Annotated in this window: 12 protein-coding genes and 1 pseudogene; 5 read left to right on the top strand and 8 right to left on the bottom strand. The window is 68.7% G+C overall.

Translation table 11 applies throughout. The features are described 5' to 3' along the window. Positions 1 to 9: 9 nt before the first annotated feature. A complete protein-coding gene (locus tag B9G38_RS03290) occupies positions 10 to 3,111 on the bottom strand; it encodes an FAD-binding and (Fe-S)-binding domain-containing protein (RefSeq protein WP_086219463.1) in 3,102 nt (1,033 codons plus the stop codon). A 159-nt stretch (positions 3,112 to 3,270) separates the two neighbouring features. Between B9G38_RS03290 and B9G38_RS03285 the strand changes: the two genes are divergently transcribed. Beyond that, positions 3,271 to 3,639: a VOC family protein gene (locus B9G38_RS03285; RefSeq protein WP_086219462.1), complete on the top strand. Its 369-nt coding sequence runs from the start codon at positions 3,271 to 3,273 to the stop codon at positions 3,637 to 3,639. Between the two features lie 121 nt (positions 3,640 to 3,760). Next, positions 3,761 to 4,915, top strand: coding sequence for a Fic family protein (locus tag B9G38_RS03280; protein WP_086219461.1), 1,155 nt, complete (start codon positions 3,761 to 3,763; stop codon positions 4,913 to 4,915). An 80-nt stretch (positions 4,916 to 4,995) separates the two neighbouring features. On the opposite strand, the gene B9G38_RS03275 is transcribed toward B9G38_RS03280, so the two are convergent. After that, positions 4,996 to 5,907 carry a CoA ester lyase gene (locus B9G38_RS03275; protein WP_086219460.1) on the bottom strand — a complete coding sequence of 304 codons (912 nt, stop codon included), beginning with the start codon at positions 5,905 to 5,907 and terminating at the stop codon, positions 4,996 to 4,998. 425 nt (positions 5,908 to 6,332) lie between these two features. On the opposite strand from B9G38_RS03275, the gene B9G38_RS03270 reads away from it, so the two are divergent. Continuing rightward, on the top strand, positions 6,333 to 7,091 hold the full coding sequence (locus tag B9G38_RS03270) for a DUF6293 family protein (RefSeq protein ID WP_086219459.1): 759 nt from the start codon (positions 6,333 to 6,335) through the stop codon (positions 7,089 to 7,091). A 134-nt stretch (positions 7,092 to 7,225) separates the two neighbouring features. Here the strand turns inward: B9G38_RS03270 and B9G38_RS18155 are convergent, their stop codons facing one another. From B9G38_RS18155 to B9G38_RS03245, 6 genes are all read right to left on the bottom strand, one after another. Next, entirely contained in the window at positions 7,226 to 7,396 is a 171-nt protein-coding gene (locus B9G38_RS18155) for a hypothetical protein (RefSeq protein WP_198945650.1), read from the bottom strand. A gap of 604 nt (positions 7,397 to 8,000) precedes the next feature. Beyond that, positions 8,001 to 9,053, bottom strand: a complete 1,053-nt coding sequence (locus B9G38_RS03265) for a zinc-dependent alcohol dehydrogenase family protein (RefSeq protein ID WP_086219458.1) — start codon at positions 9,051 to 9,053, stop codon at positions 8,001 to 8,003. A gap of 69 nt (positions 9,054 to 9,122) precedes the next feature. Continuing rightward, positions 9,123 to 10,136, bottom strand: a complete 1,014-nt coding sequence (locus B9G38_RS03260) for a DUF4350 domain-containing protein (protein ID WP_086219457.1) — start codon at positions 10,134 to 10,136, stop codon at positions 9,123 to 9,125. After that, positions 10,133 to 11,119 (bottom strand): S49 family peptidase, encoded by a 987-nt coding sequence (locus B9G38_RS03255; protein ID WP_086219456.1) that lies wholly within the window; start codon positions 11,117 to 11,119, stop codon positions 10,133 to 10,135. The genes B9G38_RS03260 and B9G38_RS03255 overlap by 4 nt, the downstream gene beginning before the upstream one ends. A 75-nt stretch (positions 11,120 to 11,194) precedes the next feature. Next, positions 11,195 to 12,199, bottom strand: coding sequence for an alcohol dehydrogenase (locus B9G38_RS03250; protein ID WP_086219480.1), 1,005 nt, complete (start codon positions 12,197 to 12,199; stop codon positions 11,195 to 11,197). Positions 12,200 to 12,291: 92 nt separating this feature from the next. Further along, positions 12,292 to 13,377, bottom strand: coding sequence for a sulfite exporter TauE/SafE family protein (locus B9G38_RS03245; protein WP_049931858.1), 1,086 nt, complete (start codon positions 13,375 to 13,377; stop codon positions 12,292 to 12,294). Between the two features lie 216 nt (positions 13,378 to 13,593). Here B9G38_RS03245 and B9G38_RS18700 point away from each other — a divergent pair, with 216 nt between their 5' ends. Together B9G38_RS18700 and B9G38_RS03240 are read left to right on the top strand one after the other, a co-directional pair. Continuing rightward, positions 13,594 to 13,722 (top strand): hypothetical protein, encoded by a 129-nt coding sequence (locus tag B9G38_RS18700; RefSeq protein WP_255375956.1) that lies wholly within the window; start codon positions 13,594 to 13,596, stop codon positions 13,720 to 13,722. Continuing rightward, positions 13,719 to 15,475, top strand: a pseudogene (locus B9G38_RS03240) (type II/IV secretion system ATPase subunit). Before B9G38_RS18700 ends, B9G38_RS03240 begins: the two are co-directional and overlap by 4 nt. Positions 15,476 to 16,120: the final 645 nt, after the last annotated feature.

Genomic DNA, 16,120 nt, shown 5'->3' with positions numbered 1-16,120 from the left:
GGTCCCGGCCTAGTCGTCGACGGCGGCCGGCGACGGCGCGCCGGCGCCGGTCGCGTCCGCAGTCGCGTCGGGCGCGGGCCCGGCGACCGCCTCGGCGACCTTCTCGATGGGGTGCGGCGGGGCCGCGGCCGCGGCGTCGCGGTCGCCGAGCTGTGACCGGCAGGAGGCCCCGGGCGCGGTCACCGTCTCGCCGTCGCTCTCGTCGACCTGGTCGAAGAGGATCCGACCGATCGCCGCCGAGAGGTCGTAGTGTTCGGACTCGTAACCGAACGAACCCGCCATCCCGCAACAGGAGGAGTCGAGGGGGTCCACGTCGTAGCCGGCGCGCCGCAGCACGCCGGCCGCGTGGTGGTCCTTGTTCGTCGCCTTCTGGTTACAGTGCCCGTGGTAGGTGAGCGACTCGGCGGGCGCGTCGAACGCCAGCCGCTCGTCGACGCGGCCGGCGTCGAGGTACTCCAGGACGCCGCACGCGGCGGCCGACACCGCTCTGACCTCGTCGCCGTCGAGCAGGTCGAGGTACTCGTCCTGAAACATCACCGCGTCCGAGGGCTCGACGAAGACGACCGACTGCCCGTCGCGGACGCGGGGCGCGAGCGCCGCGACGTTGGCCTCGGCGCGCTCGCGGGCCTCGTCGAGGAACCCCGTCGAGAACGCGGCCCGGCCGGAGGGCGCGAGGTCGTCCGGCACCTCCACGCGGACGCCGGCGGCCTCCAACACCGCGACCGCGGCCTTGCCGGCGGCCGGGTAGCTGTAGTTGGTGTAGGTGTCGGGGAACAGCGCGACCGTGTCAGTCGCGTCGGCGGGGTCGACCGTCGAGCCCCCGCGCGCGTCGAGCCACTCCTCGAAGCTCTCGGCGCGGAACGTCGGGAGCTCGCGGTCCGGGGCGATCCCCGCGACCGCGTCCATCACCTTGCGGGCGCCCGGGAGCTTCGTGGCCGCGTTCGAGAGCGGGGCGAGCGCGCTGCCGAGCGCGGAGAGGCGGTCGATGTCGCGGAAGATGCGCTCGCGGAGGCCCGCCCCCTCCCGCTCGTGGTGGTCGTGTTTCACCTCGGCCTTGAGCTTCGCGAGGTCGACCCCCGTGGGGCAGTCGCTCTTACACCCCTTACAGCCGACGCAGAGCCCGAGCACCTCCTCTTGGAACCGGTCGGAGTGGATCTCGTCGTCGTCGAGCTCCCCGCTGATCGCGGCCCGCAGCATGTTCGCCCGGCCACGGGTCGACTGGACCTCCTCCTCGGAGGCGCGGTAGGTCGGACACATCACGCCGGAGTCGGTCTCTCGGCAGGTGCCGCAGCCGTTACACAGCTCGACGAGGTGCGAGAGCCCGCCCTCGTCGGAGAAGTCCAGCTCGGTCTGCGGCTCGATCGACTCGTAGGCGGGGCCGTACCGGAGGTTCTCGCGCATGTCCGTCTCGGCGGCGGTGTCGGGATAGCCCCGCTCGGCCGCGGTGTCGCCGTCGACGTAGACGACCTTCCCGGGATTCATCCGCCACTCGGGGTCGAACGTCGACTTGAGTTCCTGGAACGCCGCCCACAGCGCTTCGCCGTACATCTTCGGGTTGAATTCGGTGCGCGCGAGCCCGTCGCCGTGTTCGCCCGAGAAGGCGCCGTGGTGTTCCAAGACGAGGTCGGTGACGTCCTCGGAGATGGAGTGCATCTTCTCGACGCCTTCCTCCTCCTTCAGCGAGAGGATGGGCCGGATGTGGAGCGTCCCGCTCCCGGCGTGGGCGAAGTACGCCGCCGAGGTGTCATGATCCGCGAGGACCGACTCGAACTGCCCGACGTACTCCGCGAGCTCTTCGGGCGGGACCGTGGCGTCCTCGATGAACGGGTACGGCTTTGGGTCGCCCCGCATGCTCATCAGGAGCGGGATGGCGGCCTTCCGGAGCTTCCAGAGGTCTTCTTGGGCCTCGGGGGCGTACGCCTCCAGTACGTCGAACGCGTCGCCCTCGGCGACGAAGTGCGCCGTCGTGTCGGCGATCGCGTCCGCGAAGTCGTCGACCAGCTCCGAGTCCCACTCCAGCATGAGCGCCGCGGCCGCGCGGTCCGGGATCGGCTCCGCGTACTGCGCGAACTCCTGTGACCCGGCCGCCAGCGAGAACACCTCGTCGTCCATCAGCTCGACCGCGCTCACGGGAAACTCCAGCGCCTCCGGGACCGCCTTCATCGCGTCGACCAGCGAGTCGAAGGCGTACAGCGCGAGCGCCGTCTCCTCGGGTCGCGTGACGAGCGACACCTCCGCCTCGACGATCGTCCCGAGCGTCCCCTCCGCGCCGACGAACAGCTTCGAGAGGTTGATCACCCGCTCGCCGTCGTCGTTCTCGTAGATCACCTTGTGGAGGTTGTACCCGGAGACGGAGCGCTTGAGGTTCGGGTACTTCTCGTCGATCGCGGCCTCGTTCGCCTCGACGAGCGCGCGGGTCGTCTCGTACAGCGCCGCCTCCCGGTCGTCCCCTTCGACGATCGCCTCGTACTCCGGCGAGTCGAGGACGACCTCGCGGGTCTCGATCAGCGACCCGTCGGCGAGCACGACTTTCAGCTCCTCCGTGTACGCGTCGGTGATCCCGTACCGGACCGAGTGCGCGCCGGTGGCGTTGTTGCCGATGCCGCCGACGACCGTCGCCCGCGCCGAGGAGGCCGGATCCGGCGCGAACTTCAGCCCGTCCTCCGCCAGCCGGTCGTCGAGCCGGTCCTGAACGACCCCGGGCTGGACCACCGCCCTCCGGTCGTCCGGGCGCACCTCGACGATCCCGTCCATGTGCGTCGAGAAGTCGAGGACGACACAGCCCGGACCGACGCTCTGCCCGGCCAGCGAGGAGCCGGCCCCCCGCGGGATGACGGGGACGCCGTGGTCGGCCGCGACCGCCATCGCCGCCCGCACGTCGTCGATCGAGCGGGGGACGACGACGCCGGCGGGCCGGGCCTGATAGACGCTCCCGTCCGTGGCGTACAGCACCTGCGCGTACTCGTCGAACTGGACCTCGCCCGTCACGCGCTCGCGGAGGTCCGCCGCGAGCGCCCGATACGCGGGCACGTCCGGCCGATCGTGGCCGAGCGCGGCCGCCGACGTGTCCAGATCGGGGGTGCCAATTCCCCTCGTGGGCTCGCTTGCCATGGTAACGGGCGGGGGCGAAAGGCGAATAAAACCTTTGTTCATGACAGTATCGCGGACGGGGCGGGCGACGCGGACGGAGCGGGCGACGCGGACGGGGCGGCCCGGGGCGCCCGCCCGCTTTCCGCCGGGATTTATCCCGCCGCCGCGACAGCACGACCCATGGAGATACTCCACACGTGTCTCAACGTGGCGGACGCCGACCGCACCGCGGACTGGTACGTCGAGCAGCTCGGCTTCGAGCGCTCCTGGGAGTTCACGACCGCCGACGGCGACACGCGCAACGTGTACGTCGCCGACGACGCCGGCGTGGAGTTCCAGCTGTCCGACACCGAGGGCGCGGAGCCGAGCGACGACGGCGACCGCTACGACCACGTCGCCGTCGGCGTCGACGACGTCGACGCGGCGTTCGAAGGGATCGACCACCACGGCGTCGTGAAGGAGCCGGGCGACCAGCCGGAGGCCGGCGCGCGGACCGCGTTCGTGAAGGACCCCGACGGCCACGCGGTCGAGCTGATCGAACCGCTCTGAACGGGGACGGGAACGGAGCCCGCCGGAGATAGAAGCGACACGCCGAACGGATACGACCCTCTTATCCAAATTGGTTTATATTCGGTATGATTAAGACGGCGGCGACGCCAACTAATTCAAAATGAGAACGGGCGATTTGCCGTCCGATGCCCCGGGTCACTACCGGGAGTCGCACCCGCGCCCCTACTACATCCCGGAGCAGCTCCCCGTCTCCGCTCCGATCGACGTCGACGCGGGTCTCGCCTCGACGATATCGGATGCGACGTTTCAGCTCGGGCGTATCGACGGTATTAGCCCCACTGTCGATTTTTCACCTGTGCTGTACACCTCGCTGCTGAGGCTCGAAGCGGTCGAGACCGCCGAAATCGAGGGCGCGGACGTCGAGATGGACGAAGTGTACGCGTACCACACGCGACGGGAGGCCGGAGACGCCGGTCGCGTGAGCCGCGATCTGCGGGAGGTACTCAACGCCGAGCGGGCCCTCAGAGACGGGTTCGACGCGATCAGAAGCGGCGAGCCGATCTCGCTGGAGTTACTCAAGTCGCTCCACGGAACACTGCTCGAAGGCGTGCGGAACGAGGGTGACGTCGTGGCCGCATGGCGGGATTCCGACGTCCACATCCCGTCGCCACGCGGCGGACGGTCTCCGTTCGTCCCACCGCCGGCCGGTATCGTCCCGGAACTGATGGAGTCGCTCGAATCGTACATCCAGATGGGGGGCGAGCATCACCCGTTGGTCGACCTCGCGATTACCCACTACCAGTTCGAGACGATCCATCCGTGTTCGGACGGTAACGGCCGCCTCGGACGCATCTTGATCGTGTTACAGCTCCACGAGGCCGGGTATCTGTCCGATCCGTACCTCTATCCGAGCGCGTACTTCAACCGGAACAAACGCGAGTACGTCGAGAAGATGCGCGCGGTCAGCGAAGCGGGCCGCTGGCGCGACTGGATCGAGTTCTTCGTCGAGGGGATCGAAGCGCAAGCGAGAGACTCCTACGAGCGGACGTTCGAGCTGCTCGAACTTCGGCGCGAGTACGATTCTCGGTATCCCGGTCGGAAGACGAGCCACACGCTCGCTCGGAACCTGCTCGAACTGCCGTACTTCACCGCTAGGGACGTCACGGAGCGGTTCGACGTGAGCCGGCAGACCGCCTATAACGCGATCGAAGAGCTCGAAACGGACGGTCTCGTCGTCGAAGTGACCGGCCAGCAGCGGAATCGGGAGTACAAGGCGGTCGACGTGTTCGACATCCTCGAACGGGCGCCGCGGTAGTGACCCGCGACTGACCGTGTCACCAGCGACGGAAAAAACGGTACACCTGTGGGGCGCAGGCCAACGGGACGAGCGACCGATTACAGGATTCCGGCGGCCTCAGCGGTCTCGACGATGTCCTGGGCCATCTTGTTGGTCGCCTCGTCGACCATCTGGCCGTCGACGCTCACGGCGCCTTTGCCCTCCTCCATCGCCTCGGCGTAGGCGTCGACGATGCGCTTGGCGCGCTCGGCCGTCTCCGGGTCCGGCGCGAACACCTCGTTGCCGATCTCGATCTGCGAGGGGTGGATAGCCCACTTGCCGTCGCAGCCGATCATGTTGGCGCGCTCGGCCGACTGCCGGAACCCGTCGGGGTCCTCGATGTCGGCGTACGGGCCGTCGAGGCAGGGCAGGCCCGCGGACTTCGCCGCCGAGTTACACTCGGAGAGCGCGTGGTGCCAGTAGTGGCCGGGGTACTCGGGGAACTGACCGATGTCGAGGCCGGGCGTCCCCATCGCGGCGGAGTAGTCGCCCGGACCGAAGATGATAGAGGAGAGCCGGTCGGAGGCGTGGGCGATCTCGTGGACGTTGTGGATCCCCTCGCCGTCCTCGATCTGCGGTTCGAGGCCGATCCCGCCGATCTCCAGTCCGTTGTTCTCCTCGACCTGCCGGAGCAGGTTCTCGACGGTGTGGACATCGCTGGCGGACTTCACCTTCGGAACGATGATGTCGTCGATGGACTCGCCCGCCTCGCCGACGACGGTGATCACGTCGTCGTACCACCACTTCGTGTCGATCCCGTTCATCCGGAAGCTGAGGACCTTGTCGCTCCAGTCCTCCTCGCGGGCCGCCTCGATGAGGGGCTCGCGCGCGTCCGGCTTCGCGTTGGGGGCCACGGAGTCTTCGAGATCGAGGAACACCTCGTCGGCGTCGCTGTCGGCCGCCGAGTGCATCATCTTCTCGTCGCTAGCCGGCGTCGCGAGCTGTGTTCGACGAAGGGTAACGTCCGTCATATGTGCCGAGTCTATCACGCTCGTCCATGAAAATAAAGCTACCTCACGCGGGGGTATTTTCTACGAGTCGCACCCGAGTAAATCGTCGCGATCCGGCGGGTTCGGCGCGGTGGCAACCGGAGGTCGAATGTGGGTCGCTGAGGTCGGAGGCGAGTCGGATGACCGCGAAAAGAATACCGCGTTCGCCGACGAGGTCTCGGGCGACGGAACCGGCGACCACCGAGGCGGGGGGGAGGGCCGAACGGGGCGACCGACGGAACGCCGACCCGCGTCGTTCGGGTAGAGGGGGAGAACACGCGCCTGCGGGGACCTTCGTCGGCGATCGGAAACAACGCCCCCGGTCGGATAGATATTACGCTGACACGAACAGAACGAACGACAGTGTGATCACAATCGTCAATACCGTCCCGACAACTAGCTGATACATGAACGATCTCGACGTCCCGAAGCGCGTTCATATCGTTCCGCTGGGATACGAGTTGGACCGGATCGTCCGTCCGGTCGTCGACGGGAACGCGGACGAGGTGATCCTGCTCGAACCCGACGCCGACCGGGAGGACGTCGACCGACCGTCGTACCACGAGACGGCCCGTCAACGCGTCCGAGACGAGGGGATCCGGACCGAGACCGTCGAGTGCGACATCTTCAACCTCTTCAGTTCGCTCGGGACGATCGCCGAGATCTCGAACCGCCTCCGCGACCACAACGTCTACGTGAACCTCGCGTCGGGGTCGAAGGTGACCGCCATCGGCGGGATGATCGCGTGTATGGTCACCGGCGCGATCCCGTACTACGTCCGCGCGGAGGAGTACGCGGGCGGCGAGGAGCGACCGGTGGCCTCGGGCGCGAAGTCACCGGAGACGCTCCCGAAGTACCCGATCGAGGAGCCGAACGCCGAACGCGTCGCCGTCCTCGGGTACGTCGAACGGAACCAGCCAGTCACCAAGAGGGACCTCATCGACTACGGCCGCCGGGAAAGCCTCCCCTTCGTCGAGCGCTACGACACCGAGGGGGTTCAGAACCCGGAACGCGGGTACTACCGGCGGCTCAACGCGCACGTCGTCGAACCGCTCGAGAGCCGCGGGTTCGTCGAGGTCGAGGAACACTCCAAGTACCAGTACCTCTCCGTCACCGGGAGCGGATCGAACCACCTGCGCGCGTTCCGCTACCTGCTCGGCGACTGAGTCGAGCCGTGGTCGGTGACCAACCCCCGCGATCCGTCACGAATTCGGCACTGCGGGTTGCCCGCGACTCCGCGTTCGGGGCGGCGACGCGCGATAGAAAGTGGGGGTTCGAGGCGGGGTCGTACCCGACCGAGTCAGTCGTCGGCCGGGGCGCGCGGCTCCGCCGGGGGCTCAGGCTCCTCCGTCTCGCCCGCCGGCTCGTCGACCGCGTCGGTGATCTCGTCGGCTCGCTCGTCCGCCTCCTCGGACCGGTGACGCGCCTTGATCTCCGTCCACGTGCGCGCCTCGTCGTAATGGTGGCACATGACAACAGCCGACAAGGACTTGGACGTAGTAAAAGTTACGCCGATACCGTCGAAATCGGACGTTTAAGCGGTTCTGTCTGCGATGCGTCCGAATTCTCATCGGCGGCTACCGGTCCGGCGACGACTGCGGAATCCACGACCGCTCGCTTATAAATAAGCGACTACATCTCAGCGATGAACACGGCCAAACCACCAGCCGTTCGATTATAAATGAGCGACTGTGGATCGACGGCCAGCACCGTCAAAGCCCCCAGTCTTTTACTTATAAATGAGCGACTGTGTCTCGACGACGGAGACCTCCAAAGCCCCAGCCGCGAGGGCTCGCGTGACTCGCTGCGCTCCTCGGTCGCTACGCTCCCTGCGGTGCTTGCGTCGTCAGGCTTCGCCCTCGCGACTGCCCCTTTGAGTCCCACCCCGCACCGCATAGCACCTCACGCCTCCCCAGCCTCGCGGTTCGCTCGGGCTCCCTCCGGTCGCCCGTCGCTCACCGCGTCCCTCGCGCGTGCTGTCTCGCGGCCGCCGAGGGCGGCCGCTCGCAGGCACGCGCAACCGCTTAAAAATCGAGTCGAGCAGACGTAGATCGGAAACCCGGTTTCGCGGCCGATTAGGCGTCGCCGTGCGGCTTCACCAGCACCTTGATCGCCTCGCGCTCGTCCATCATGCGGTATCCCTCGGCGACGTCGTCGAGGCCGACCGTCTCGGTGAATATCGGCGCGGGGTCGAGCGTCCCCTGGAGCACGTCGGCCATCAGCTCCTCGGCGTAGGCGCGGACGGGGGCGACCCCGCCCGCGAGCGTGACGTTCTGGCCGAACATCCCGAACACGTCGAGCCCCTCCTCCTCGACGCCGTACGGGACGCCGACGTACCCGATCGTGCCGCCGGGGCGGACGGCGTCGATCGCGGTGTTCATCGCGCTCGCGGCGCCGACGCACTCCATCACGTGGTTCGGCCCGCCGTAGGTGAGCTCGCGGATCCGCTCGACCGCGGCCTCGCCGCGCTCGGAGACCGTCTCGGTCGCGCCGAACTCCGCCGCGAGTTCGAGCCGGTCCTCGTGGTGGCCGACCGCGACGATCCGCTCCGCGCCGAGCCGACGGGCGGCGAGGACGCCGCAGAGCCCCACCGCGCCGTCGCCGATCACCGCGACGGTCGACCCCTCCTCGACGCCCGCGCTGACCGCCGCGTGGTGACCGGTGCCCATCACGTCGGTGAGCGGGAGCAGCGAGCGGAGCGTCCCCTCGTCGTCGGCGTGGCGGTCGGGGACGCGGACGAGCGTGCCGTCGGCGTGGGTCGAGCGGACGTACTCGCCCTGTCCGCCGCCGTTGTCCCCGCCCCACGAGTCGCCGTTCACGCAGGAGGTGTGGAGCCCCTTCCGACAGAACTCGCACTCGCCGCAGGAGATGGCGAACGGGGCGAGCACGCGGTCGCCCGGCTCGACCGAGGTCACGTCGTCGCCGACCTCCTCGACGACCCCCATCGGCTCGTGGCCGACCGGCGAGCCGGGGTCTCGGTCGCTGTCACCGCGGTAGAACCAGAGGTCCGAGCCGCAGACCGCGGTGTGGGTGACGCGGACGATCGCGTCGGTCGGGGCCTCGATCTCGGGCCGCGGTCGCTCTTCGACGCCTATCTCGCCGGGGCCGTTGAAGACGGCTGCGCGCATGGCGTCCGTTACCGTCGCGGGCGGCAAAAGTGAGAGGGTGTCGGAAGGCGGGCGGAACCGGTCGACCGGTCAGCCGGCCGTGCCGTTCGTCGGCGGCTGCGTCGGGCCGGTCGGACCGCCGGCGCCGGGCGGCGTCCGGTCGTTGGTCACGAGGAAGTCGGCGAGGTTGCCGATCAGCGCGTCGTTGTCCGCGCGGGCGGCGTTCTCCGGCGACAGGAAGTCGCCGTCGCCGACCATCACGACGTCGTCGTTACGGACGAGGAGCGGCGCCTCGGTCGCCGCACGCGTCGTCGAGAGCTCGCTGCCCTCGGTCGGGCGCAGCACGTCGGTGCCGCCGGCGGGCGCGTCGACCGGAGTCGCCGACGGGAGTACCGCGCGGTCGACCCCCTCGGTCAGCGGCGCGTCGCCGGCTGCCTCGGCGTACACGCGCTGGTAGTTCAGGTCGTTCTCGTTCATGTTGTACACGTAGCCCGGCTCGGTCGCGACGTCGAGCGTCGCGTCGAGTCCCGCCGCGCCCGGCTGCGAGTACGCCGCGTCGGGCTCGGTCGCGAGCACGACGCGGCCGCCGGAGTCGACGAACGACTCGATCTCGTCGAGCTGCTCCGGGTCGTAGTCCGTCCGGAACGTCACGAACGCGTCGGCCTCGGCGAGCCGCTCGCCGAGCTGCGTGGGCCGGTCCGCGCCGGGCGGGGCGGGGCGGCGCCGCTGGTCCGGGTCCGGGACGTACACGCCGACCTCGTGGCCGTTCTCGATGAGCGCGTTCGCGAGCGGCCTGATGTCGCGGTCGGCGACGCCGCCGCCCCCGAGTCCGATGAGGCTGATGGGGAGCGCCGGCCCGGCGCCTGTCGCCTCCACGCCGGGGTCGACGAGGACGGTCTGGGAGCCGACCGAGGCGTCCATCTCGACCGTCGCCTGCCCGGGCGTGTCGTTCGCGATCAGGTCAGGGTTCTGGTAGTGGTCGTTCTGGATCTCCGGGGCGGGCGCGGCGCCGTCGGCGGTCACGTACCCGGTGACCGCGGCGCCGCCGGTGACCGCCGCGAGGGTCACGACGAACGCGGCCGCGAGGGTGGCGACGCGGGTCACGCGCCGACACCTCCGGCGGTCCGCGCCGTCTCGTTCCCCGCCGGTCCGCGCTCCGTCGACGCCGCGCCGCCGGTCCGCACGTCGGCCGCGGAGAACCGCTCGATCGTGTCCACGTGCGGCACGGCGGGCGTGTACACGTACGTCGCGGGCATCGGCTTCACGTCGGCGTAGCCGGGGTCGTTGGCGTGGATCGCGACGACCTGCGCGTCGGTCCGAACCAGGAACGGCAGTCCGGAGATACCGCCCGTCTCGCGGGTGTCGACCGTGTACTCGCCGAGGTTCTCCTCGGCGGCGGCCGCGTGGACCGCCTCGTTGAGCGAGCCGATCTCGTCGGCGAAGCCGTTGTTGACGGCCTCGGTGCCGAGGTACGTGTCGGCCTTCGCGACCTCCTCGCGGGGCATCTCGAACTCGTCGCCCCGCTCCGCCATCATCGCGTTGACGAACGTGTCCGCGAGCGTCTGCTGTTCGGCCCACCCCTGAATCCGGTTGCTACCGGCCTTGTCGGGGCCGCTCGGGCCGAGCGGGGCCGAGGTCGCCCGCGGAGCGGGGGCGTTCAGGCCGATGCTACCGACCGTCGAGGTCGGCAGCACGTATATCTCGTCTGCGGGCGCCATCGCGTAGTACCCGCCCGAGGCGCTGATCGACTGGACGCTCGCGATGACGGTCATGTCCCGGCTCGTCCGCTGGACCGCCTTGTACATCCGCTCGGACGCGACGGGGGCGCCGCCGGGCGTGTCCAGCTTGAGGACGACCGCGCCGACGGACTCGTTGGCGCGGATGTCCGCGAGTTCGCTCTCGACGTCGTCGGCGAGGGCCGTGTTGACGGGCCCCTCGATCTCGACGACGGCGACTGTGTCGTTCGGGTCGTTGGTCGCCGCGTACACGCTCGGAGCGAGCACGGCGCCGACCAGAGCCGCGGCCAACACGACGACAGCCAGCTGCTGTCGCGACGTGAGGGCCGTGGAGGGCTTGTCTAATGACATCGCCGAATAATAACTGCGACAATCAGTCCATAAAAACTGTGGAAAAAAGTCGCCGACCGGGGGGAACCCCTTCGCTTACGGCTCCAGGACGACCCGGAAGCGCGCCTCGTTGTCGGCCATCCGGTCGTACGCGTCGGCGACCTCGTCGAGCGCGAACGTCTCTATCTCCGGCGTGATGTCGCGGAGGGCGCTGAACTCCAGCGTGTCCTGCGAGTCGCGGGCGTGACCCGACCCCCACCCCTCGACCGCGCCGCGCGTGCCGACGAGCTGCTGGGCGTCGACCGACACCGGCTCGCCGGGGATCCCGGCGACGATCACGGAGCCGTCGACCCCGAGCCCGCCGACGACGGACTCGATGGCGTCGCTCGCGGGGGCGGTCGTGAGGACGACGCTCGCGCCGCCCAGCTCCCAGAGCCGCGCGGCCGGGTCCGACTCCGCGGCGTTCACGAAGTGGTCGGCCCCGAGGTCCCTCGCGAGCGGCTCCTTCTCGGGGGTACGCGAGATCGCGACCGTCTCGTAGCCGGCGGCGTGGGCGTACTGGACCGCGAGGTGGCCGAGCCCGCCGACGCCGACGACCGCGACGAGGTCGCCGGCGCGGGCGTCGGAGTTTCGCAGGGCGTTGTAGGTGGTGATCCCGGCGCAGAGCAGCGGCGCGGCGTCGACCGCGTCGAGGTCGTCGGGGATCGCCGCCAGCGCCTCCGCGGGGACCGTCGCGTACTCGGCGTAGCCGCCGTCGAACGTGAGCCCGGTGATCTCGGCATTCTCGCACTGAAGGAACTGCCCGCGGCGGCACGGCTCGCAGGTGAAACAGTGGCCGCCGTGCCACCCCGCGCCGACGCGCTCGCCCGGCTCCCACGCGTCGACATCGGCGCCGACCGCGTCGACGCGCCCGGCGATCTCGTGGCCGGGGACGCGCGGGTAGTCCACGCCGGGATAGCCGCCCTCGACGACGAACTCGTCGCTGCGGCAGATCCCGCACGCCTCGACGGCGACCCGGACCTCGTCGGGATCCGGCTCGGGGACCTCCCGCTCGACGAGTTCGAACTCGGCACCGGGCTCCGGTACGACCGCGGCTCGCATGGTGTCCGTCATCGGAACACGCTCCGGTCGAGACGATCAAGAAGCTGACGCCGGCGGCGATACGACCGCTCGGCGGCGGGGGGCGTCAGCCCTCAGATCCCGCCGGCGGCCATCGCGAACAGCGCGGCTGCGATGACCGCGAACAGGCCGCCCACGCCCGCCTTGATCGTCCCGGTGTCCAGCGCGGTCGAGACGTACGGGGCGATCTGCCCGCCGAGCGTCGTCGCCGGGACCGTCCAGACGACCATGTTCCACGGCGTCGTCGCCAGGTCCATCGTGTGGCCGCCGACCAGTCCGCCGCCGAACACGTGGACGACGGACGCCAAGACGGCAGTCGTCGCGACGACGATGTGGTTGGTGCCGATCGCCACGCGGACCGGGACCTGGGTCCGGAGCATCGAGATGATCCCGAGCTCGCCGATCCCGAAGCCGGCGAGCCCCTGGAACACCCCGCCGACGCTGTAGTTGAGGAACCGTTCGAGGTAGCCGCCGCGGGAGTAGGTGTAGTCGTCGCCGTCGCGGTCGACCCGGGTGACGGTGCCGGACTCGTCGGTGTCGACGCCTGCCGGCCCGAGCTTGTTGTCGTCGTCGGGGAGATCCGGTGACGAGCCGCCGTCGGTCGCGACCTCCTCGTCACCCCCGCTCTCGGTGGGGTCGCCGTGGGCCAAGTTGGCCTTGAACAGCAGGTACGAGGCCGCCAGAAGCGCGACCCCCAACAGCGCGTGGAACACCGGTTCGGGGATCACGAACGAGAGGAGCGCCCCGCCGACGACGAACGGGACGCCGCCCAACACGAGCGAGAGTGAGAGCCGGCGGTCGACGAGCCCGTACTGGATGAACGCGAGCGACGAACTCGACAGCCCGAACGACTCGCTGATGAGGCCGATCTTCACCAGCGTCGTCGGCTCCAGCGGGTAGGCGACCAGCGGGAAGGCGAAGATGAGGAACGGCACGAACAGCGCCGACCCGCTGATCCCGACGGTGTTGACGATCGTGGCGCCGGCGGTGAAGACCGCGAACAGCCACCAGTACTCGGTCCAGTAGCCGACGCCGGCGTCGGCGGGCGTCGGCGCGAAGGCGTACACGCCCCCGACGAACGCGAGGGGGGCGAGGAAGACGAAGACGTGCTGATAGCGCAGAAAGGCGCGCTGAACGTCGCTCGACAGTGACGTGCTCATTGAGGCGTGGAACGCGGGTTACGGGGAGACGGATAAATGCGTTTTCACACGTCACGATAGTGATGATCGATCGTCACCGTCGTGGAGCGGGTCAGAGCGGGTACCGCACCTTCGATATCCGACCGGACGAGCGCACGTTTTCGCGGCGTGAAATAAATGGACAGTGACAGAAAAGAAACGGTTAAACGGACCCGTAGATCACCCGCGGATCGAACGATGACACGGGATCTCGGGACCGCGGCGCACGGCGTCTCGGGGACGGCGACGCGCCCGCCGCGCGCGATAGACGCGATGAGCGGAGAGACGACGACTGCGGACCGGCGGAGCCGGAGGACGGGGCGGTGAGCGACGGAGCGACCCTCCGGATCGTCGACGAGCCCGACGAGGGGTCGAGCGGTGCGGTCCCCGCGCCGGTGCCGCCGGACGACCCCGAGGCGTGGTACGCCCCGGACGTCCGGGCGCAGTACGAGGCCGCCCCCGGCGTGGTGGCGACCGTCCGCGAGCGCGACGGCGGGCGGTTCGGCTACGACGCCCGCGAACCGCCGCTGTCGGTCGGGGACGAGCGCGCGCTCGACCGCGTCCGGGACCGCTTCTCCGCAGTGCGGCACCGTCGCCCGCTCACCCGGGTCGGGGTCGTCGAGCGCGCCGAGGCCGGGTTCGAGCCGAAGTACGCGGAGGCGATCGACCGGTTGGTGGACGCGAGCGCCGCCGCGCGTCGCCGGATCGACTACCACGCGCTGCGTGAGTTCCGGCTGCTCGGCGCGCTCACGCCGATCGCCTTGGACGACCGGATCGAGGTGGCCGACGTGGGCGACAACCGCGAGCTTGTCGTCCACACCGAGACGTTCGCGCCGCTGGAGACGGGGATCGACGCCGACGCCGACTACGTCGAACGCGTGGCGGCCGAGCGGCTCGCGCAGTACGCCGTCGAGTTCGCCGGGCTCGCGGTCGAGGTGGTCCTCTACCGCGAGCGGCTGCTCGGCTCGGACGCGTTCGAGACGAAGTACGCCGTGCTAGAGCCGGACCTTCTGCCCGGCGACGAGGAGCTCATCGAGGAGTGTAAGTCGCGGATCTGGGAGACGACCGTCAGCGACGTGATCGAGGATCGGGAGTCGTTCGTCGCCGCCCGCGCCCGTCGCTTCCGCTCGCGGCGGCTACCGCGCGCAACACCCGGGCGTGGCTCGACGCCGCCGCGTACCGGGCGAGGTCGGCGCTCGCGGACCGGGGGCTCGCCGCGCCGCCGGTGGACTCGCGGTTCGCCCGCGACCGGCTCGACGACCTCGCGTACTACGTGTTGCGCGACTTCGTCGGCGAGGGGATCCTGACGGTCCCGATCCGCGACCCGCACCTCGAAGACGTGGAGGCGAACCGGGTCGGGGAGCGCGTGAAGGTCGTCCCGGGCGCGTCCGTCCTCTCCGGCGCGGCGGACGAGACGGGCCGTTCCGCCGCCGCGAGCCGGGGTGACGGCGAGGCCCCGGCGGTCGGCTCTCGGATCCCGACGAACCTCGCGTTCGAGGACGAGACGACGTTCGTCGACGTCGTCACGGGAATCGCCGCCCGCGACGGGACGGAGCTCAACGCCTCGACGCCCTCAGCGAAGGTGAACCTCGAACTCGACGGCGTGCCGCAGACGATCCGGTGTGCGGTGGCGCTCCCGGTCATCTCCGAGGGCGGCCCGCACGTCTCGATCCGGAAGCAGCGCGCAGACGCGCTCACCCCGGTCGACCTGATCGAGCGCGGGACCCTGTCGATCGACCTCGTGACGCTGCTGTGGCTGCTGTACGAACACCGCGGGGTCGTCCTCTTCGCCGGACCGACAGGGGTCGGCAAGACGACGCTGCTCAACGCCCACGCGCCGTTCATCCCGTTCGACGCCCGACCGGTCTCCGTCGACGAGGGCTCCCGCGAGGTCCGGCTCCCCCACGAGACGGGCGTCTCGCTCACCACGCGCGACCACGAGGACGCCTACAAGTCGGTGGGAATGGCCGAGCTGATGACCGAGGCCAACTACCTCAAGCCCTCAACTGAGTATATACAACGTAAACGCACAAGGCATGGCAGTTGGAACAATGAACACCTTTCTGCGCGTTCTGTGTAAGTGAGATTCTCTGAGAAATTAGTGATATATAGTCAGAATATAATCGTTTGATCAATCTAAGTGAGAGAGGTATAAAATTTTGGCAATCTAAAGTGTCTGGTAAGATTCGTATTCATTTTTGTGGGGTTGTGCGTGCCTCGGACCGTCTCAAAATCAAATCGATTGTGAGGCTTCTGTGCGCTTCTGAGAGGTGTGTGGTATTGAGAGGCTAACCGCTCCACCGAGAGAGTCAATTCTAAGCCGCCTCATAGTAGCTGTGGATCTCTGTGTGGATTCTTTGGGGCTTCCACGACCCAACCATCCTCATGGGTCGAAACTCTCTCTGAGGGGCGATTTTCAAGCCATGTTCGGAGAGTGAATGTGAGCGTATGGGAATTGCTTTAGAGACGCTAATAATACTTCTAAAGAGTTTTGACGCATTGAGGGAGAGAACAGAAACTACCGCCGACTCAAAGGTTCGAAGCTTGCTGACCCTCTCCCAATAGTAATTGCTGTGTTTTCCTTATGCTGTGCGGAAGGAAAACCTCGATGAATACACACTACCTAATGACTATACTGTATATGTATATAGTATACAACAACAGCAGCGTGTGTAGACGTGTGTGTGCGAGGGGATGGGATTAGTGCGGTGGCGAAAGCCCGGAC

This window comes from Halorubrum sp. SD612 (assembly GCF_002135005.1).
The sequence above is the reverse complement of the archived record's forward strand: the minus strand, read 5'-3'. Positions and strand labels throughout refer to the sequence as shown.

Coding starts and splice junctions, on each gene's coding strand:
- B9G38_RS18155 (WP_198945650.1), bottom strand. CDS start 7,396: ATGTGCCACCATTACGACGAGGCGCGCACGTGGACGGAGATCAAGGCG.
- B9G38_RS03290 (WP_086219463.1), bottom strand. CDS start 3,111: ATGGCAAGCGAGCCCACGAGGGGAATTGGCACCCCCGATCTGGACACG.
- B9G38_RS03250 (WP_086219480.1), bottom strand. CDS start 12,199: ATGCGAGCCGCGGTCGTACCGGAGCCCGGTGCCGAGTTCGAACTCGTC.
- B9G38_RS03265 (WP_086219458.1), bottom strand. CDS start 9,053: ATGCGCGCAGCCGTCTTCAACGGCCCCGGCGAGATAGGCGTCGAAGAG.
- B9G38_RS03285 (WP_086219462.1), top strand. CDS start 3,271: ATGGAGATACTCCACACGTGTCTCAACGTGGCGGACGCCGACCGCACC.
- B9G38_RS03255 (WP_086219456.1), bottom strand. CDS start 11,119: ATGTCATTAGACAAGCCCTCCACGGCCCTCACGTCGCGACAGCAGCTG.
- B9G38_RS18700 (WP_255375956.1), top strand. CDS start 13,594: ATGACACGGGATCTCGGGACCGCGGCGCACGGCGTCTCGGGGACGGCG.
- B9G38_RS03270 (WP_086219459.1), top strand. CDS start 6,333: ATGAACGATCTCGACGTCCCGAAGCGCGTTCATATCGTTCCGCTGGGA.
- B9G38_RS03245 (WP_049931858.1), bottom strand. CDS start 13,377: ATGAGCACGTCACTGTCGAGCGACGTTCAGCGCGCCTTTCTGCGCTAT.
- B9G38_RS03280 (WP_086219461.1), top strand. CDS start 3,761: ATGAGAACGGGCGATTTGCCGTCCGATGCCCCGGGTCACTACCGGGAG.
- B9G38_RS03275 (WP_086219460.1), bottom strand. CDS start 5,907: ATGACGGACGTTACCCTTCGTCGAACACAGCTCGCGACGCCGGCTAGC.